General features: G+C 45.6%; 20 protein-coding genes. 13 read left to right on the top strand and 7 right to left on the bottom strand.

Going from position 1 to position 16,427, the window contains the following annotated elements:
* Positions 1 to 2 precede the first annotated feature (2 nt).
* The 10 genes from urtB to NYE43_RS19175 all read left to right on the top strand — a co-directional run bounded on the left by urtB (position 3) and on the right by NYE43_RS19175 (position 8,416).
* Positions 3 to 905 carry an urea ABC transporter permease subunit UrtB gene (urtB, locus tag NYE43_RS19220; protein WP_216393956.1) on the top strand — a complete coding sequence of 301 codons (903 nt, stop codon included), beginning with the start codon at positions 3 to 5 and terminating at the stop codon, positions 903 to 905.
* Positions 906 to 916: 11 nt separating this feature from the next.
* The gene (gene urtC / locus NYE43_RS19215; protein WP_326323605.1) at positions 917 to 1,987 is read left to right on the top strand and encodes an urea ABC transporter permease subunit UrtC; all 1,071 of its coding nucleotides are present in this window, start codon (positions 917 to 919) and stop codon (positions 1,985 to 1,987) included.
* Complete coding sequence (gene urtD, locus NYE43_RS19210; protein ID WP_095712822.1) at positions 1,962 to 2,711, top strand: urea ABC transporter ATP-binding protein UrtD; 750 nt, start codon at positions 1,962 to 1,964, stop codon at positions 2,709 to 2,711. Before urtC ends, urtD begins: the two co-directional genes overlap by 26 nt.
* On the top strand, positions 2,708 to 3,409 hold the full coding sequence (gene urtE / locus NYE43_RS19205; protein WP_103671884.1) for an urea ABC transporter ATP-binding subunit UrtE: 702 nt from the start codon (positions 2,708 to 2,710) through the stop codon (positions 3,407 to 3,409). The genes urtD and urtE overlap by 4 nt, the downstream gene beginning before the upstream one ends.
* 101 nt (positions 3,410 to 3,510) lie before the next feature.
* Positions 3,511 to 3,828: an urease subunit gamma gene (gene ureA / locus NYE43_RS19200; RefSeq protein ID WP_024123140.1), complete on the top strand. Its 318-nt coding sequence runs from the start codon at positions 3,511 to 3,513 to the stop codon at positions 3,826 to 3,828.
* Entirely contained in the window at positions 3,825 to 4,199 is a 375-nt protein-coding gene (ureB, locus tag NYE43_RS19195; protein WP_024123139.1) for an urease subunit beta, read from the top strand. The genes ureA and ureB overlap by 4 nt, the downstream gene beginning before the upstream one ends.
* Positions 4,196 to 5,905, top strand: a complete 1,710-nt coding sequence (gene ureC, locus NYE43_RS19190; RefSeq protein WP_024123138.1) for an urease subunit alpha — start codon at positions 4,196 to 4,198, stop codon at positions 5,903 to 5,905. Before ureB ends, ureC begins: the two co-directional genes overlap by 4 nt.
* 133 nt (positions 5,906 to 6,038) lie before the next feature.
* Entirely contained in the window at positions 6,039 to 6,440 is a 402-nt protein-coding gene (locus NYE43_RS19185) for an Rrf2 family transcriptional regulator (RefSeq protein WP_095712824.1), read from the top strand.
* 67 nt (positions 6,441 to 6,507) lie between these two features.
* Complete coding sequence (locus tag NYE43_RS19180; protein ID WP_095712825.1) at positions 6,508 to 7,149, top strand: NAD(P)-dependent oxidoreductase; 642 nt, start codon at positions 6,508 to 6,510, stop codon at positions 7,147 to 7,149.
* Positions 7,150 to 7,265: 116 nt separating this feature from the next.
* A protein-coding gene (locus NYE43_RS19175; RefSeq protein WP_341062435.1) for an IS3 family transposase occupies positions 7,266 to 8,416 on the top strand; the annotation gives its coding sequence in 2 pieces (ribosomal slippage) (positions 7,266 to 7,539 and positions 7,539 to 8,416; 1,152 coding nt in all).
* A 60-nt stretch (positions 8,417 to 8,476) separates the two neighbouring features.
* On the opposite strand, the gene NYE43_RS19170 is transcribed toward NYE43_RS19175, so the two are convergent.
* A complete protein-coding gene (locus NYE43_RS19170) occupies positions 8,477 to 8,866 on the bottom strand; it encodes a DUF5362 family protein (protein ID WP_213418078.1) in 390 nt (129 codons plus the stop codon).
* Positions 8,867 to 9,163: 297 nt separating this feature from the next.
* Positions 9,164 to 10,612 (bottom strand): cardiolipin synthase, encoded by a 1,449-nt coding sequence (cls, locus tag NYE43_RS19165; RefSeq protein ID WP_024123134.1) that lies wholly within the window; start codon positions 10,610 to 10,612, stop codon positions 9,164 to 9,166.
* 243 nt (positions 10,613 to 10,855) lie between these two features.
* Between cls and NYE43_RS19160 the strand changes: the two genes are divergently transcribed.
* Positions 10,856 to 11,293, top strand: a complete 438-nt coding sequence (locus NYE43_RS19160; protein WP_024123133.1) for a DUF5392 family protein — start codon at positions 10,856 to 10,858, stop codon at positions 11,291 to 11,293.
* Positions 11,294 to 11,320: 27 nt separating this feature from the next.
* On the opposite strand, the gene NYE43_RS19155 is transcribed toward NYE43_RS19160, so the two are convergent.
* Positions 11,321 to 11,839 (bottom strand): DUF5362 family protein, encoded by a 519-nt coding sequence (locus NYE43_RS19155; protein ID WP_341062434.1) that lies wholly within the window; start codon positions 11,837 to 11,839, stop codon positions 11,321 to 11,323.
* Positions 11,836 to 12,333, bottom strand: coding sequence for a GNAT family N-acetyltransferase (locus NYE43_RS19150; RefSeq protein ID WP_024123131.1), 498 nt, complete (start codon positions 12,331 to 12,333; stop codon positions 11,836 to 11,838). Before NYE43_RS19150 ends, NYE43_RS19155 begins: the two co-directional genes overlap by 4 nt.
* Before the next feature lie 134 nt (positions 12,334 to 12,467).
* Between NYE43_RS19150 and spoIIQ the strand changes: the two genes are divergently transcribed.
* Complete coding sequence (gene spoIIQ, locus NYE43_RS19145; protein WP_024123130.1) at positions 12,468 to 13,340, top strand: stage II sporulation protein spoIIQ; 873 nt, start codon at positions 12,468 to 12,470, stop codon at positions 13,338 to 13,340.
* A 109-nt stretch (positions 13,341 to 13,449) separates the two neighbouring features.
* Positions 13,450 to 13,872 (top strand): VanZ family protein, encoded by a 423-nt coding sequence (locus NYE43_RS19140; RefSeq protein WP_341062433.1) that lies wholly within the window; start codon positions 13,450 to 13,452, stop codon positions 13,870 to 13,872.
* Between the two features lie 36 nt (positions 13,873 to 13,908).
* Here the strand turns inward: NYE43_RS19140 and bcrC are convergent, their stop codons facing one another.
* The 3 genes from bcrC to amtB all read right to left on the bottom strand — a co-directional run bounded on the left by bcrC (position 13,909) and on the right by amtB (position 16,249).
* Positions 13,909 to 14,490 carry an undecaprenyl-diphosphate phosphatase BcrC gene (gene bcrC, locus NYE43_RS19135; protein WP_024123128.1) on the bottom strand — a complete coding sequence of 194 codons (582 nt, stop codon included), beginning with the start codon at positions 14,488 to 14,490 and terminating at the stop codon, positions 13,909 to 13,911.
* 182 nt (positions 14,491 to 14,672) lie between these two features.
* Entirely contained in the window at positions 14,673 to 15,023 is a 351-nt protein-coding gene (locus NYE43_RS19130) for a P-II family nitrogen regulator (protein WP_010332189.1), read from the bottom strand.
* Between the two features lie 11 nt (positions 15,024 to 15,034).
* On the bottom strand, positions 15,035 to 16,249 hold the full coding sequence (amtB, locus tag NYE43_RS19125; protein ID WP_024123127.1) for an ammonium transporter AmtB: 1,215 nt from the start codon (positions 16,247 to 16,249) through the stop codon (positions 15,035 to 15,037).
* Positions 16,250 to 16,427 lie beyond the last annotated feature (178 nt).

The following is a 16,427-nucleotide window of genomic DNA, read 5'->3' as shown; positions in this document are numbered from 1 at the left end:
ACATGTCTGTCGTCGTGACTCAATTATTTAACGGGATCAGTCTCGGTTCTATTTTGATTCTCATTGCGATTGGATTGGCCGTTACATTCGGTTTGATGAACATTATGAATATGGCGCACGGTGAGCTGATGATGGCGGGAGCCTACACGACATATGTCATTCAGCAGCTGTTTTTAAGCTATTTGCCGGCTTCTCTCTTTTCCTATTACTTTTTTATTGCGGTCATCATGTCGTTTACAGTTGCGGCACTGCTTGGCATTGTCATTGAAAAAGTGATTGTCAGGCGATTATATGACCGTCCGCTCGACAGCCTTTTGGCAACATGGGGGGTAAGCTTGATCCTTCAGCAGGCAGCCAGATCGATTTTTGGCGCGCCGAATGTCGCTGTTCAGTCTCCTGAGTGGCTGTCGGGAGGAGTGACGCTGTTTTCGGTCACCTTTCCATATAAAAGGCTGTTTATTTTGGCGCTCGTTCTTTTTACGCTTGCGCTGCTGGGATTCTATTTGTTTAAAACTCCGGCGGGGCGGCGGATGCAGGCGGTTACGCTGAACCGGAGTATGGCATCATGTCTTGGTGTATCTGTGAGAAAAACAGATACATTGGCTTTTGCGCTCGGAAGCGGGTTGGCCGGTATTGCGGGGAGCTCACTCACCTTGCTTGGTTCGATCGGGCCTACTCTCGGTTCGTCATACCTTGTTGATGCCTTCATGATCGTCATATTAGGCGGAATCGGAAAATTAAAAGGAACGATTATCGGCGCGGTGACGGTCGGTTTGCTGAGCACATTCGTTGAGTATTCCACAAGCGCTACGATTGCAAAGGTAGTCGTGTTTGCGTTTATTATTCTCTTTCTGCAATGGCGGCCTTCGGGTCTTGCAAGCGTCAGAACGAGATTACTTGATTAGGGGGGTGCCGGATGAAGCAGTTTTCGCAATTCAGTCCGTATCTTGTGATGTTTGCCCTTTTTATCGCCGCTCCGTTCTTTCTTCAGGAGTTTCGATTGGGGCTGTTGGCGAAGTTTTTATGCTTTGCGATTGTAGCGGTCGGCATTTGCCTCATTTGGGGATATACAGGCATTTTGAGCTTGGGGCACGGCGTCTTTTTCGGATTGGGCGCCTACTGCATGGCGATGTATTTAAAAATAGAAGCCTCACCATCCGGCATTCCTGATTTTATGGAGTGGGCGGGAGTCAGCGAACTGCCGTGGATCTGGGCTTTGTTCAGGCACCCTTTCGCTGCAATTGCGGCGGCTGTCGCTGTGCCTGTGCTACTGGCGTTTCTGCTCGGTTATTTTACGTTCCGCAACAATATAAAGGGAGTTTATTTCTCTTTGATATCACAGGCTGTCGTCGTTGTGGTGGTCACACTGTTTATCGGCAGCCAGGAAATCACCGGCGGCACCAATGGACTTACCAGCTTCTATACGATTTTTCAATATTCTCTGGCTGATCCTGCCTTGAAGCAGATCCTGTATTTTGCCACAGTCTTTTTTCTCGGCCTTACTGTTGTGTTCGCTTTGTTTCTTACGAGAAGCCGCTTTGGCCGGCTTTTGCAGGCGGTTCGCGACGGAGAGAACAGGGTGCGTTTTTTCGGTTATCATTCCACCGTTTTTAAAGTGTTTATTTACTGTGTGTCCGCTGCGATGGCGGGAATTGCCGGGATGCTGTTTGTGCTTCAGGACGGGATGATCTCGCCGGAAATGATGGGCATCATCCCTTCAGTGGAAATGGTGCTGTGGGTGGCGATCGGCGGCAGGCACTCCATTTTCGGAGCTGTGCTGGGCGCGCTGTTAACGAACGGCATGAAAAGCTATTTAAGCGAATATTATCCCGACATTTGGCTGTATTTCCTCGGTGCGCTGTTTATGATCGTCGTGCTTTACTTGCCAAGAGGGATTGTCGGACTGTTTGAAAAGCTTGGAACCCAGCTTTCCTTCTCTAAAAAGAAAGGAGCGGCTGCATATGAAACCGATACTTATCTGCCGTGACGTGAAGGTTCAGTTTGACGGGTTTTGGGCGCTGCAGGGGGCAGATATCAGTGTACAGGAACATGATATTCACTTTTTGATTGGGCCGAATGGCGCCGGGAAAACAACCATGCTGGATATCATTTGCGGGAAAACAAAGCCGCATTCGGGCGAGATTGTGTTTCAGGAAACGGCTGAACTGACAAAGGTTCCGGAATATCAGATCGCGAAAATGGGCGTCGCCAGAAAGTTTCAGGCTCCGAGTGTCTTTACGCAGCTGACGGTGTTTGAAAACCTCGAGCTTGCCATGAAACAGAAAAAAACGATCCTTTCACTGCTGACAGCGCGCATGACAAAACAGCAAAGTGACAGGATCATAGACATTCTGCAGCTGATTGGGTTAGATGATAAACGGGATCTAACAGCTGGCAGCCTGTCACACGGGCAGAAACAATGGCTCGAAATCGGCATGCAGCTCGCCATGGAGCCGAAGCTTTTGCTGCTGGATGAACCGATCGCCGGTATGACGGGAAAAGAGCGTGATAAAACCGGGGCTCTCCTTGAGGAGATTGCCAAAACGTGTTCCGTTTTAATTGTGGAGCACGATATGGAGTTTGTCCGCTCGTTTTCCAGAAAAGTCACGGTGATGCATGAAGGGAGAGTGCTTTGTGAAGGATCGATGGATGAGATTACAAGCAATGAAGAGGTGGCAGCGGTGTATTTAGGAAGGAGCGGAGCGTCATGATAGCAGTCAGTAATGTGACATCCGGTTATGATCAATCCATGGTTTTGCATAACCTCAGCATGGAGGTCCGCCCCGGGCAGATCGTCGCTGTATTAGGCCGAAACGGAGTCGGCAAATCCACTTTGCTGAAAACGATCATCGGCCTGATCCCGGCCAAACAGGGACAGATCCGTTTTCATCAAACGTTTGTTCAAAACGAAAAGACGGAAAAACGGGCAAGAGCTGGAATTGCGTACGTGCCCCAAGGGAGAGACATCTTCCCCGCTTTAACCGTTCGCGACAATCTTTTGCTCGGAGAAGAACCGCTTCCTAAGAAGGAGCGGAGAGGGCGGATCAAGGAAGGGATTTTCCAGTGGTTTCCTGTTTTGAAGGACATGCTCGACCGGAAAGGCGGCGATTTAAGCGGAGGACAGCAGCAGCAGCTTGCGATTGCCAGAGCGCTGATGGGAAATCCAAAAATTATTTTACTTGATGAACCAATGGAAGGAATTCAACCCTCAATCGTGGAATTGATTCAAAAAGTCATCTTAGAAATTTCCAGAAAAGAAGAGACTGCAATTGTTTTGGTGGAACACAGCTTAGAGAACGCCTTAACGTGCGCTGATTATCTTTACGTCATGGACAGGGGAACGGTCGTCGCTCACGGAAAGGCTGACGATGAAACGGCTCGCCGTTTTGAAAGGCATCTCACCGTATAATCAGCATCCTGAGAAAGGGAGGTGATGGCCCGCCTGCATCGTTCCGGAGATTCATGTAACGCAATCCGCTTTATGAATGACGATAATAAGGAGGACCTAAGATGAAACTGACACCGGTTGAACAAGAGAAATTGCTCATTTTTGCAGCGGGAGAATTAGCCAAACAGCGAAAGGCGCGCGGCGTTCTGCTGAACTATCCCGAGGCTGCCGCTTATCTCACCTGTTTTATCATGGAAGGCGCGCGTGACGGAAAGGGAGTGGCGGAGCTGATGGAAGCCGGCCGCCATGTATTGACTGAAAAAGATGTCATGGAGGGCGTGCCTGAGATGCTGGACAGCATTCAGGTGGAAGCTACATTCCCTGACGGAGTGAAGCTTGTCACAGTACACCAGCCGATTTCTGCGGAGGTGAAGTCATGAAGCCGGGAGCATTTCAGATTGCTGAAGGGACCATTACGATTAACGAAGGCCGCCAGACACGGGAGATAGCGGTGAAAAACACCGGATCACGTTCCATTCAGGTCGGTTCACATTTTCATTTTGCGGAAGCCAATGGTGCGCTATCGTTTGACCGCGAACAAGCCATCGGCATGCGTATCGACATTCCGTCAGGCACATCGGTCCGTTTTGAGCCAGGTGAGGAGAAAACGGTCACGCTTGTTGAATTCAGCGGACGAAAAACAGTAAGAGGACTGAACGGAATGGCCGATACGTATATCGATGAACGCGGGAAAGAAAAAACGTTAGCCAACTTAAAGAAAGCCGGCTGGATGGAGGGTGTGATTCGATGAAAATGTCACGGGAGCAATACGCGGAGCTGTTTGGTCCGACAACGGGCGATAAAATCAGATTGGGCGATACGGACTTATGGATCGAAGTCGAAAAGGACTTCACTGTTTATGGTGAAGAAATGATCTTTGGAGGCGGAAAAACGATCCGTGACGGCATGGGCCAAAACGGCAGCATCACAGGAAAAGACGGCGCTTTGGATTTGGTGATCACCAACGTCGTGTTATTGGATTACACAGGCATTGTCAAAGCAGATGTCGGTGTAAAGGACGGCCGGATCGTGGGTGTCGGAAAAAGCGGCAACCCCGATATCATGGACGGGGTCGATCCGCATATGGTCATTGGTGCGGGTACAGAGGTGATCTCCGGTGAAGGCAAAATTTTAACGGCTGGAGGAGTGGATACGCACATTCACTTTATTTGTCCTCAGCAGATGGAAGTTGCGCTTTCTTCAGGAGTCACGACTCTTCTTGGAGGCGGAACGGGACCTGCTACAGGAAGCAAAGCGACAACATGTACGTCAGGTGCATGGTATATGGCAAGGATGCTGGAAGCGGCCGAGGAATTCCCGATCAATGTCGGCTTCTTAGGAAAAGGGAACGCATCCGATAAAGCGCCGCTGATCGAACAGGTGGAAGCCGGCGCCATCGGCCTGAAGCTTCATGAAGACTGGGGCACGACGCCAAGCGCTATCAAAACGTGTATGGAAGTTGTGGATGAAGCCGATATTCAAGTCGCAATCCATACGGATACGATCAATGAAGCGGGCTTCCTGGAAAACACGCTCGACGCAATCGGAGACCGGGTGATTCATACATATCACATTGAAGGAGCAGGCGGGGGCCACGCTCCGGATATTATGAAGCTCGCCTCTTACGCGAACATTCTGCCGTCATCCACAACGCCGACAATCCCTTACACCGTCAATACGATGGATGAGCACCTTGACATGATGATGGTCTGTCACCATTTAGATGCGAAGGTGCCCGAGGACGTGGCGTTCAGCCATTCCAGAATCAGGGCTGCGACGATTGCGGCAGAGGACATTCTCCATGATATCGGCGCGATCAGCATGACATCATCGGATTCCCAAGCGATGGGGCGGGTTGGCGAAGTCATTATCCGCACTTGGCAGGTGGCTGACAAAATGAAAAAACAGCGCGGCGCTCTCATTGGAGAAAACGGAAACGATAACGTACGTGCGAAACGCTACATTGCCAAATATACGATTAATCCGGCAATTACTCACGGCCTCAGCCATGAAGTCGGTTCTGTAGAAAAAGGAAAGCTCGCTGACCTTGTCCTGTGGGATCCTGTATTTTTCGGCGTGAAACCGGAATTGGTCTTAAAGGGCGGCATGATAGCACGCGCGCAAATGGGGGATCCAAACGCGTCTATCCCGACTCCGGAGCCTGTGTTCATGCGCCAAATGTATGCTTCCTATGGTAAAGCCAACCGCTCAACTTCCGTCACGTTTATGTCCCAGGCGGGCATTGAAAGGGGTGTGGCGGAAAGGTTAGGGCTGGAAAAAAGAATTTCTCCTGTGAAAAACATCCGCAAGCTGAGCAAGCTGGATATGAAATTAAATGCTGCTTTGCCGAAGATTGAAGTCGATCCGAAAACGTATCAGGTCTTTGCTGACGGAGAAGAATTGTCCTGCCAGCCTGTCGATTATGTTCCGCTGGGACAGCGATATTTCTTATTCTGACAAGACACGGTCGGAGTGCATCCGGCCGTTTTATTGACTAAACGGATGCGCAAGAAGCGCAAATTTAGTGTATATTATATGTTGACAAATGAATTAAATGTAACTATTATAGTTACAACGGTGGTGAAAAAACATGATTAACAGCCGTCTTGCTGTTGCCATTCATATTTTATCTCTCATTTCGATGGATGAAAAAGCGTCTTCTGAAATCATCGCTGACAGTGTCAACACCAACCCGGTTGTTGTAAGAAGGATGATCAGCCTGCTGAAAAAGGGCGATATTCTCACATCACGCGCCGGGGTGCCGGGCGCGAGCCTCAAAAAAGATCCGGCTGATATTTCTCTTTTAGAAGTATATCGAGCTGTTCAAAACCAAGAGGAACTATTTGCGGTTCATGAAAACCCGAACCCGAAGTGTCCGGTAGGCAAAAAAATTCAGTGCGCGCTGGATGAGACATTTGATAGTGTGCAAAAAGCGATGGAAAATGAGCTGGCAAGCAAGTCATTAAAAGATGTAATGAATCATCTCTTTTGATCAAAAGGGATGACTTCTCACCACTAACATGTAACTAAAATTGTTACAAATAAGGAGGAAATCAAAAATGAAAATAGGAATTATCGGTGCAAGCGGAAAAGCGGGAAGTCTGATTTTGAAAGAAGCGAAGGAAAGAGGTCACGAGGTAACTGCCATTGTCCGAAATGCATCTAAAGTGCAGGATCAGAATACAGCGATTTTGGAGAAAGATGTTTTTGAACTGACGGCAGAAGATCTCAAGCCTTTCGATGCACTCGTTAACGCTTTTGGAGCTGCGCCTGGCCAGGAACATCTTCATGTTGAAGCAGGCAGAACATTAATCAGCCTGCTAAAGGATGCAAAACATACAAGATTGTTTGTCGTCGGCGGAGCGGGAAGCCTGTTTGTTGATGAAGCCAAAACAACACGTTTAATGGATACACCGGAATTCCCGAAAGAATATCTTCCGACTGCATCAAATCAAGGAGAGAACCTGAAAGACCTGCAAAAGGCAGACTCTATTTCCTGGACGTTCCTCAGCCCGGCGGCGTTTTTTGATCCGGCAGGAAAGCGGACGGGATCTTACCAAAAAGGAAAAGACAATGTGATCGTAAACGCAAAAGGCGACAGTTATATCAGCTATGCCGATTATGCGATTGCTGTTTTGGATGAGCTTGAACATCCGTCACACAAAAATGAACGCTTCACAGTAGTAAGCGAAGCGGAATAACAAGAAAAAACCCGGAGGATGGGGACTGACCCCATAAGATGAGACAAATAAAAAACACCTTCAAGTTTGAAAACGGATCGTTGTTATCCGAAATAAGACTTGGAGGTGTTTTTTGTATGGGAACAAGAGTGAGTTATCCAATTGAAGTCAAACAGAAGGCTGTAGAAATGAGATTGGCAGGCGTGCCTATGAAAGAGATCATGCAGGAATTGAATATCAAGAATAAGACGCAGGTTCAGACATGGGCTAGATGGCATAAGGCTGGGGATACACATCGATTTGAACAGCCTGTTGGTAAGCAATACACTTACGGAAAAGGTCCGGAGTATTCTTCCGAATTAGAGAAACTGCAGGCAGAGAACCGTTATCTGAGACAACAAAATGAAGTTTTAAAAAAGTACAACGAATTGGAAAGGAAGTTGATAGCCAAACGTCAGTCGAACTTGTAGAAGTATTGCACGGCACAATGACCGTACAGAATATCTGTGTTCATTTAGGTATCTCACGAGCGTCTTATTATCGTTGGAAGAAGAACCTGATGAAAGATCATCCCAAGCGCCATTTGGAAAAACAAATCGGCACGTTGTGCCGAGAGCACAAGTATCGATATGGATATCGAAAAATTACAGCTATATTAAAAAAGGAAATGCGTATTAACCATAAAACGGTTCAGCGTATCATGCAGAAAAATCAGTGGCAGTGCCGGGTTAAGGTGAAAAAGCGCAAGAAGAATGGGCAGCCATATGCCGTGGTTGATAATATATTAGATCGGAACTTTCAGTCCGATCATCCTCTTGAAAAACTAGTAACGGATATCACGTATTTGCCTTATGGACAGAAACAATTGTACCTTTCCAGTATATTGGATGTATACAATGGAGAAGTAATTGCTTTCACGATTGGAGATAAGCAGGACACAGACTTTGTCTTAAACACACTTGATCAGCTGCCAACACTGCCTCAGAACTGCGTGTTACATAGTGACCAAGGATCTGTGTATACATCTTATGAGTATCAGAAAGCTGTTAAAACAAAAGGCATTACCATGAGCATGTCCCGCAAAGGGACGCCCGCTGATAATGCCTCCATCGAATCGTTTCATTCCTCACTAAAGTCTGAAACGTTCTATCTTAACAGCATTAATCGAACCACGACCGCCATCGTAGAACGCACTGTCAAAGAATACATTTATTATTATAACAACATTCGTATTCAAACGAAACTAAACAGCCAATCACCGATAAGCTATCGGCAATTGGCTGTATAAAAGGTGTTTTGATCCCTGTCTCAAAAACGGGGGTCAGTCCCATGCTCCGGGTTTTTCTAATTAATAGGTGCTGTACGTATTATAATCGCTGAATATGCCGTCGGCAATTCCAAGCATTAGAAAGATGAAGAATGCGATGATCGCCAGAATCGATACAGCGATGCTCACGATTAAATAAATCCCTTGCATCTTTACAAATTTCGCATAGTTCTCCAGCATTAAATCCTCAGATTGCCCGCTATGCTTTTCAGCCATTAAGCCTGCTTCTTTTGCTGACCGCATCAAAAAGATGCCTGAAATGATTTGCAGTACGCCCGGCACTGCGCCGATAAGAAAAAAGAACGCGCCTGAAAGCGCAGTAAAAGCGCCCATAATAATAAATAAAATGCCTGTTGCTTTTCCCCATTTTGAAATACTGATGAGGGTTTTGTTGACCGTTTCCAGATTCATTGACACGGGTCCCCTTTACAAAAAAATACTCACTTTTCTTTTATACACTATTTGTGAGAAGTTTTGTATAAAGAAATAGAAATAATGAATTGATTTTGCCGCGGTGTGAATGGGGTTTGGCCTGACGATCCGGAGGTGCAAGCCGCTGTTGATAAATTCCGTGATCATATTAGTGATTTTTTATTACGGTTGCACGCTATATGAGAAAGGTCACGCGCGTTTTTACGGGGTGCGTGATGATAGATTATGACCATGCTGAAAAGCCCCGGCCATAAAGGCCGGGGGGATTGGCACATCTTATAAAATCGGCGACAGCAGCCGTGACACGGATTCCTTGATGCGGATCCATAATGACCGCTGCTGATATTCCTCGTAGGTGTATTTTCTGGATACGAGCAAATCTTCTTTAAATGTAGAAACCAGTTTTTTGGCAATGTTGATATCATAAATAAATGCATTAACCTCAAAATTCAGCCTGAAGCTTCGGACGTCAATATTCGCTGTACCGACCGATGCAATTTCGTCATCCACCACGATTGTTTTCGCATGGATAAAGCCATTATCGTATATATAGACGGTGGCTCCGGCCTTTAAAAGATCCCCGATATACGAAAGCGTGGCCCAGTATACAAAAGCATGATCAGGCTTGTTCGGTATCATAATGTTGACATCAATGCCTGACAGGCACGCGATTCTCAATGCATCCAGCAGGCTTGCGTCCGGAATAAAATAAGGTGTTTGTATCAAAATGTTCCGCTTGGCGTTTGAAATCATTTTGATGTAGCCGTTTTTAATTTGTTCCCATTCGGAATCGGGCCCGCTCGTAACAATCTGCATCCCGACGTTTCCCTTTGGGCTGCAATCGGGAAAGTGGTTCGGGATATAGGTGAGCGTATGATGATGTGAAGCTTGGTTCCAGTCAAGGATGAATCGTGTCTGAATGGCGTGAACGGCCGTTCCCTGCAATCGAATATGGGTATCGCGCCAATAGCCGAACTTCGGATTGAGCCCGAGATATTCATCCCCGACATTAAACCCTCCGACATAACCGGTTATGCCGTCTATGATAACAAGCTTTCGGTGGTTGCGGTAATTCAGCCGAAGGTTAATCGGCCTGAGCTTTGAAGGGAAAAAGACCTCCACATGCCCGCCGGCCTCACGCAGTTCTTTAAAAAACTTTTTGCGCAGCGTTCTGGACCCGAGCTCATCATACAAAACCCTGACCTGAACACCTTCTTTCGCTTTTTGAATGAGGGCGTCCCGCAATTTTTTTCCTAATTCATCACCTTTGTAAATATAATATTGTAGATGGATATGATCCTTTGCCTTTGATATGTCATGTAAAAGCCGCTGAAACTTATCACGTCCGTCTGTTATGACATCAACTGAATTATCCTCTGTAAAGACAGCGTGATTATTCATGATGAGCATATATATTAAATCCTTATTATCAAAGGTTGCCCGGTTGTTGAACTGAAATTGCCTGTTTTCTAATTCTTCAAGCTGATGCTGCAGCAGCTTTTCGATTCCGATTTTCTTTCGATCCTCCCATTGAAACAAATGCTTGCGTCTGAGATTATGACCGAATAATAGGTATAAAATAAAGCCTAAAACGGGAATAAAGAAAAGAACAAGCAGCCAAGCCCATGATGCACTGGCATCGCGCCGTTCTTTGAATATGACAATGATGGCCAAAAGAATATTCAAAATGAAAAAAAGTGACAAAAGGATGGAAGAAATACTCACTTTGTAACCCCGCTAATTCATATTTATCAAGAAGATTGCCATTAGTATTCCATGAATAACAGCAATCTGATTCCCATTACAAATTATAACACTGACTTTTTAAAAGAATAAAGTGTGTTGATCCAGATTCTTCGCGAAAAACACGGGCAGATTTCTTTAAAACCAGCTTGCACCTGCGTTAAAATAAACTCATATGATAACGTTCGTGAAGCCTTGCAAAATCAAATAAAGGGGGAGAATTACATGAACTTTTACAGAATTGAACAAATGCCGGGGTTCATTAAAACAGAAATGCAAAAAATTCAAAAGGCTGTACAGCCTTTAATGAAGAAAACTGTCATCTACCGTTTTCTTGCTGTTCCGCTTGCTGCATTCTCTCTCTTTAATTTGGCTGCTTTCCTTTTTCATGCTTCAGCAGACAGAGAGTCTCTGATCAGCGCCGGACTTTTTGCGCTTCTTGCTGCACTTGGGTTAGCATTTTTTAAAGAAGCGGGCTATCAGCATAAACAAATTCAAAAGACCGTTCATATTTATATGCTGAACAGAATCAAAAAGAGCGAAATTCTTTCAGAAGAGCGCAAAAATACGTATACGCGTCAGATCAAGGAAGAACCGTTTGCGATGCGGAGCTTTGTTGAGTTTTTGACTGAAGAAGACAGACGCAAGAAAATGCTGTATTAAAAAAGAGCTGACATGGGTCAGCTCTTTTTATTCAAATACGGGCTCATCTTCATAATAATAGGAATCCGGATCTTCATACGTATCCATATCCTCAAAAGCGGCGATGCCGACAAATACGAGGAAGAAAATAAGCAGAATGATTCCGATAAGGCCTGCGGCGATACTTGATGCAGCGTAGAATAATTGCATTTTAATAAATTTTCCGTAGTTCTCCAGCATGCTTTCACCCGCACTGCCGGTCAGATTTCCGCTCGCCTCTTTGGCTGATTTTGCCGACCGCATCAGAAATACGCCTGAAATAATGAGCAGAACGCCTGGAATAGCGCCTATGACTGTCATTAAAGCCGACAGGGCAGCCAGCGCGCCCATGACAATCAAAAGAATTCCTGTTATTTTGCCCCACTTTGCAATGTCTGAAAGCGATTTGACAGCAGCAGCGCTCAGCTCCCGTTTTTCGCCCGCTGTGCTGCCGTTTTCCTGCTCGATCACTCTGTTTTCTTCGTGGTGATTTTCAATATGGTTTTCATCTTTATCAAGACTAATCATGATAGCTCTCTCCCTAATATTTTTAAGTCATATCGCTTGCCGTCCATTTCGGCAATGCCGGGGAATAACCCCCATTCCTTGAAACCGTGCTTTTCAAACAGCTTCAGGCTAGGCTTGTTATGTCCGAAAATGAAGGCCATAAGCGAGCGGATGCCAAGCTCCGGCGCGATGCGGAGCGCTTCCTGAAGCAAATGCGTTCCGGCGCCTTTGCCGCGGCATGATTCATGAATGTATATGCTGATCTCGGCTGTTTTATTATAAGCAGGCCTGCCGTAAAATCTTTCGAAGCTGATCCATGCAGCCACGTCCCCGTTTTCATCCTCAGCAACATACAGCGGCCGTTCGTCTGTATGTCCCAAAAACCATGCCATCCGGTCTTCCGGAGTTACCGGTTCAGTATCGGCTGTTACCATTCGCGAGGCAATCGTAGAGTTATAAATCGCTACAACCGCTTCTATATCCTTTTTTTCAGCAAGACGTAAAGTTAAGTTCATACGTATTTGGTTCTCCTCTCAAAAAAATTACATACTTTCTTATCAGCCTGCACAAACTATATCTAAAAAAGTTTTTTATATCGATGTATATATTTTCAGAAAAGTGTTCAGAATGTTGCTGAGGTGATGAAACAATGAGAGAGGAAGAAAAGAAAACTTCTCAAGTCAAAAAACTTCAGCAGTTTTTTCGTAAACGCTGGGTGTTCCCTGCAATTTACTTAGTCAGTGCGGCCGTCATTTTAACAGCTGTCCTTTGGTATCAATCTGTATCAAATGATGAGGTAAAGGATCAGTTAGCTGATAACGGCGGAAGCTCCGCGTATGACAACAACGACGATGCAGTTGAAGTAGGAAAGTCTATGGAAAATGTCGCAATGCCGGTTGTTGATTCTGAAAACGTTTCTGTTGTGAAAAAGTTCTATGAAACTGATGCCGCAAAAGAAGAAAAAGAAGCAGCACTCGTTACCTATAATAACACGTACAGCCTAAGCAAAGGAATTGACTTAGCTGAGAAAGACGGAAAAGATTTCGATGTTTCTGCTTCTCTAAGCGGTACGGTTGTGAAAGCTGAAAAAGATCCAGTGCTGGGATATGTTGTGGAAATCGAACATGCTGATGGGTTATCTACTGTGTATCAATCACTTTCTGAAGTAGGTGTTGAGCAAGGCGACAAGGTGAAGCAAAACCAGGTCATCGGAAAGTCTGGCAAGAACCTTTACAGCGAAGAAAGCGGCAACCACGTACACTTTGAAATCCGTAAAGACGGAGTTGCTATGAACCCGCTGAACTTTATGGACAAGCCGGTTTCTTCTATTGAAAAAGCGGCAGCTGCAGAAGAAAAAGCTGCAACTGAGGAAACAGAAGAATCCATTCAGCAATCATCAGAAAAAAAGGATGGTTCGACTGAAAAAGGAACTGACGAAAAATCCGAGGACAAAACGGATGATTCAACTGACAAATCAGGTTCCAAAGAAAGCAGCACAACAGAAGGCACTGAACAGTCCTAATGAAGAAAACGTCTATCGGTGTGATAGGCGTTTTTTTGTTACTTTTTGTTTCACTGTGCCGTCTATGTATTTACATGCACAAGATGCCGCTGGAAAGGAGGCTGTTTTTATGCATCGTCTATTACTCGCAGGCTGGATCTTCTTCATTTTACTCTCTGTCTGTACAGAAAGCTTCAGTGATATGGTGATGTCGCAGACAGTGGCATTTCACTTTCATCCGCATCCTGATCTATACCAATTTTTAGACATGGATTTTACTCAGCTGACCACGCCTGAAGCTGTAATTCAAAAAAACGGGCACGCGTTTTCTTTCTTCGTGCTGACATATTTGTTCTGGAAGCAATGGAGCTGTATAAAATGGGCCTCGGCCGGAGCATTCGTGTTTGCCGTTTTTACGGAAATCATTCAGCTTTTCTTTAGCAGAAACGGCTGTATCCGGGATGTGCTCATTGACAGTGTTGGGATTGCCCTGTTTCTTGGATTATTTGTTATCGCAAAGCGGAAAAAACATCAGGTGTATGAAAAATATTAAAGCCGGCGCTCTGCATTCAGAGGCCGGCTTTTTTGCTTAGAAATTTTGATCGGTTGGTTTTTTCGTAATCTTGTTGATAATCGCTTCATAGATTCGAACGATGAAATCAACGAACGGGCGAAGAAGATCTGAAAATCTAAAGAACAGGAACCCGATAATGATCGCGACAACAAGACTGCCCAACACATCTACAGGATAGTGATGTCCCACCCAAATTCGTGAAAAACCGGTCAAAAGCCCGAAGATGACGAGCGGCCAGCCGATTTTACGGTTTCTGAAAAGCATTGCAATCGAAATAGCTAGCGCTCCCGTTGTGTGGTCACTCGGAAAAGAAGCATCCGCATCGTGCGGAATCAGCGTATGCACTGTGTGAGCGACGAAAGGGCGTGGTTCAACATAAACTTGTGTAATCAAGAAATTAATCACAAGACCCGCAATTCCTGTAATTCCTGCGTAAAGCACGTTCTTTCTGCTTTGTGTGTTCCCGAACAGCCACATCACCAATAAGATAAGCGCATAGGCAACGATCGCGTATTCCGTTATGAAAACCATAATGGAATCGAGAACAGAATTGTGATGAGATAATCCATGGATAGCTTTAAATATTTCGTAATTCAAATAATCACCTTTTACATTTTTATATTAAGTAGACTCATCTTACTCAGAAAAAGTTTCAAATAAAAATAGAGATTGTCTGAAATCATGGTGCTTGAAGAGGATTCGAATGGGTACCACGGTTTCTGGGGGTTTTTTCTGTTCGCAAAAAAAGAGATCCGGAGTGTCCGAATCTCTTAACGATATTACAGCGCTTCAGGTCCTTCTTCGCCGGTGCGGATATTAATCGTATTGCCGATTTCATAGACAAAGATTTTACCGTCACCCGGTGATCCCGTTTTCAGAACCCGCTTAGCGGTCTCAGTTACTTGATCAACAGGAACCTTGCTGACCACAATTTCGATTTTTAACCGTTCATATACATTGCTTTCTATTTTTACCCCTCGATAAAGCTCCGTATGTGCTTTTTGAAGCCCGCAGCCGTGAACATTGGAGAAGGTCAGAGAGGTGACTCCGATTTTTCCGAGTTCCTGCTTCAGCTTTTCAAAATTTGCCGGACGCGTTACAATTTCTACCTTGAACATTTGACCGCTCATAGCGTCACTCCTCACATAGAATCTTGATATGCTTTTTCCCCGTGCATTGTTAAATCAAGCCCGAGTGATTCTTCTTCTTCGGTTGCGCGTAGGGGAAGGAAGAGGCCTACAATTTTAATAATAACGAATGTGACAATAAATACAAAAACATAAGTTGCGGCGATCGCTACAATTTGTTTCCAGATTAAACTTGCATCCCCGTAGAATAAACCATCTGCACCAGCGGAGTTGACTGAAGTTGTTGCGAACAATCCTGTCGCGATGCCGCCCCATGTGCCGCCGATGCCGTGCAGGCCAAAGGCGTCAAGTGCGTCATCATATCCGAATTTCTGTTTCAGCGAGAAGACACCCCAGAAACAAACCGCTCCGCCAATGATGCCAATGATAATAGAAGAAAACGGTGTGACAAACCCGGCCGCCGGCGTAATGGCCACAAGTCCTGCGATCGCTCCTGATACCGCGCCGAGCATCGTCGGTTTTTTGTTGATGATCCATTCAACCAATATCCAGCCGGCAATCCCCGCTGCAGCTGCTGTGTTTGTATTAATAAAGGCGTACATGGCCACATCGTTTAATGTCAGGGCGCTGCCGACGTTAAAACCGAACCAGCCGAACCAAATCAGGGCGCCTCCCAAGAAGGTGTAAATGAGGTTATGCGGAGAAGACGCTGTGCCGTCTTTCCGTTTGCCGAGCACGATAGCCAGAACAAGGCCGGCCACCCCGGAAGAAATATGAACAACGTTTCCGCCCGCGAAATCAAGTGCGCCAAGCTGGCCGATCCAGCCTCCGCCCCATACCCAGTGAGCAACCGGCGTGTAAACCAATGAAACCCATAAAACCGAGAATAAAAGAAAAGCGCCGAATCGCATCCGCTCTGCGAAAGCCCCGGAAATGATAGCAGTTGTCAGAACCGCGAACGTCATTTGGAACATCATAAATAATGAATGGGGAATCGTGTCGCTGTAATCACCCGGATCAAATCCGACCCCCTTCAGACCTGCCCACTCCAGTCCGCCAATGATTGAATTGCCTGGTGCGAAGGCAAGTGTATATCCGAACAGCACCCAAACGATGGAAACGATGGCGATGGAAGAGAAACTGTGCATTGCTGTACTCAGCACATTTTTGCTTTTTACCATTCCTCCATAAAATAACGCTAACCCCGGGGTCATCAGCCACACGAGTAAAGCGCAAAAGAACATAAATACTGTATCGCCCATTTGCATGTCTCATTCCTCCGTATCTTTCAGAATAAAAGCAATTATTATATTTCTTCATTATAGAGAAAAAAGAATGATAAAACATTTTCATGTGAGATTTCCTAACATGTTTTTTAGTGTGTGTTATCGATGCGGGCGAAGAAAGAAAAAACGCTATTTGCCATACAAGACTTTATGTCTATAA

The organism is Bacillus sp. FSL R5-0434, from assembly GCF_038004745.1.
Lineage (GTDB): Bacteria > Bacillota > Bacilli > Bacillales > Bacillaceae > Bacillus > Bacillus halotolerans.
Note: the sequence above shows the minus strand (reverse complement) of the source record. Positions and strands in the feature narration are given on the sequence as shown.

Coding starts and splice junctions, on each gene's coding strand:
- urtB (WP_216393956.1), top strand. CDS start 3: ATGTCTGTCGTCGTGACTCAATTATTTAACGGGATCAGTCTCGGTTCT.
- urtC (WP_326323605.1), top strand. CDS start 917: ATGAAGCAGTTTTCGCAATTCAGTCCGTATCTTGTGATGTTTGCCCTT.
- urtD (WP_095712822.1), top strand. CDS start 1,962: ATGAAACCGATACTTATCTGCCGTGACGTGAAGGTTCAGTTTGACGGG.
- urtE (WP_103671884.1), top strand. CDS start 2,708: ATGATAGCAGTCAGTAATGTGACATCCGGTTATGATCAATCCATGGTT.
- ureA (WP_024123140.1), top strand. CDS start 3,511: ATGAAACTGACACCGGTTGAACAAGAGAAATTGCTCATTTTTGCAGCG.
- ureB (WP_024123139.1), top strand. CDS start 3,825: ATGAAGCCGGGAGCATTTCAGATTGCTGAAGGGACCATTACGATTAAC.
- ureC (WP_024123138.1), top strand. CDS start 4,196: ATGAAAATGTCACGGGAGCAATACGCGGAGCTGTTTGGTCCGACAACG.
- NYE43_RS19185 (WP_095712824.1), top strand. CDS start 6,039: ATGATTAACAGCCGTCTTGCTGTTGCCATTCATATTTTATCTCTCATT.
- NYE43_RS19180 (WP_095712825.1), top strand. CDS start 6,508: ATGAAAATAGGAATTATCGGTGCAAGCGGAAAAGCGGGAAGTCTGATT.
- NYE43_RS19170 (WP_213418078.1), bottom strand. CDS start 8,866: ATGAATCTGGAAACGGTCAACAAAACCCTCATCAGTATTTCAAAATGG.
- NYE43_RS19160 (WP_024123133.1), top strand. CDS start 10,856: ATGAACTTTTACAGAATTGAACAAATGCCGGGGTTCATTAAAACAGAA.
- NYE43_RS19155 (WP_341062434.1), bottom strand. CDS start 11,839: ATGATTAGTCTTGATAAAGATGAAAACCATATTGAAAATCACCACGAA.
- NYE43_RS19150 (WP_024123131.1), bottom strand. CDS start 12,333: ATGAACTTAACTTTACGTCTTGCTGAAAAAAAGGATATAGAAGCGGTT.
- spoIIQ (WP_024123130.1), top strand. CDS start 12,468: ATGAGAGAGGAAGAAAAGAAAACTTCTCAAGTCAAAAAACTTCAGCAG.
- NYE43_RS19140 (WP_341062433.1), top strand. CDS start 13,450: ATGCATCGTCTATTACTCGCAGGCTGGATCTTCTTCATTTTACTCTCT.
- NYE43_RS19130 (WP_010332189.1), bottom strand. CDS start 15,023: ATGAGCGGTCAAATGTTCAAGGTAGAAATTGTAACGCGTCCGGCAAAT.
- amtB (WP_024123127.1), bottom strand. CDS start 16,249: ATGCAAATGGGCGATACAGTATTTATGTTCTTTTGCGCTTTACTCGTG.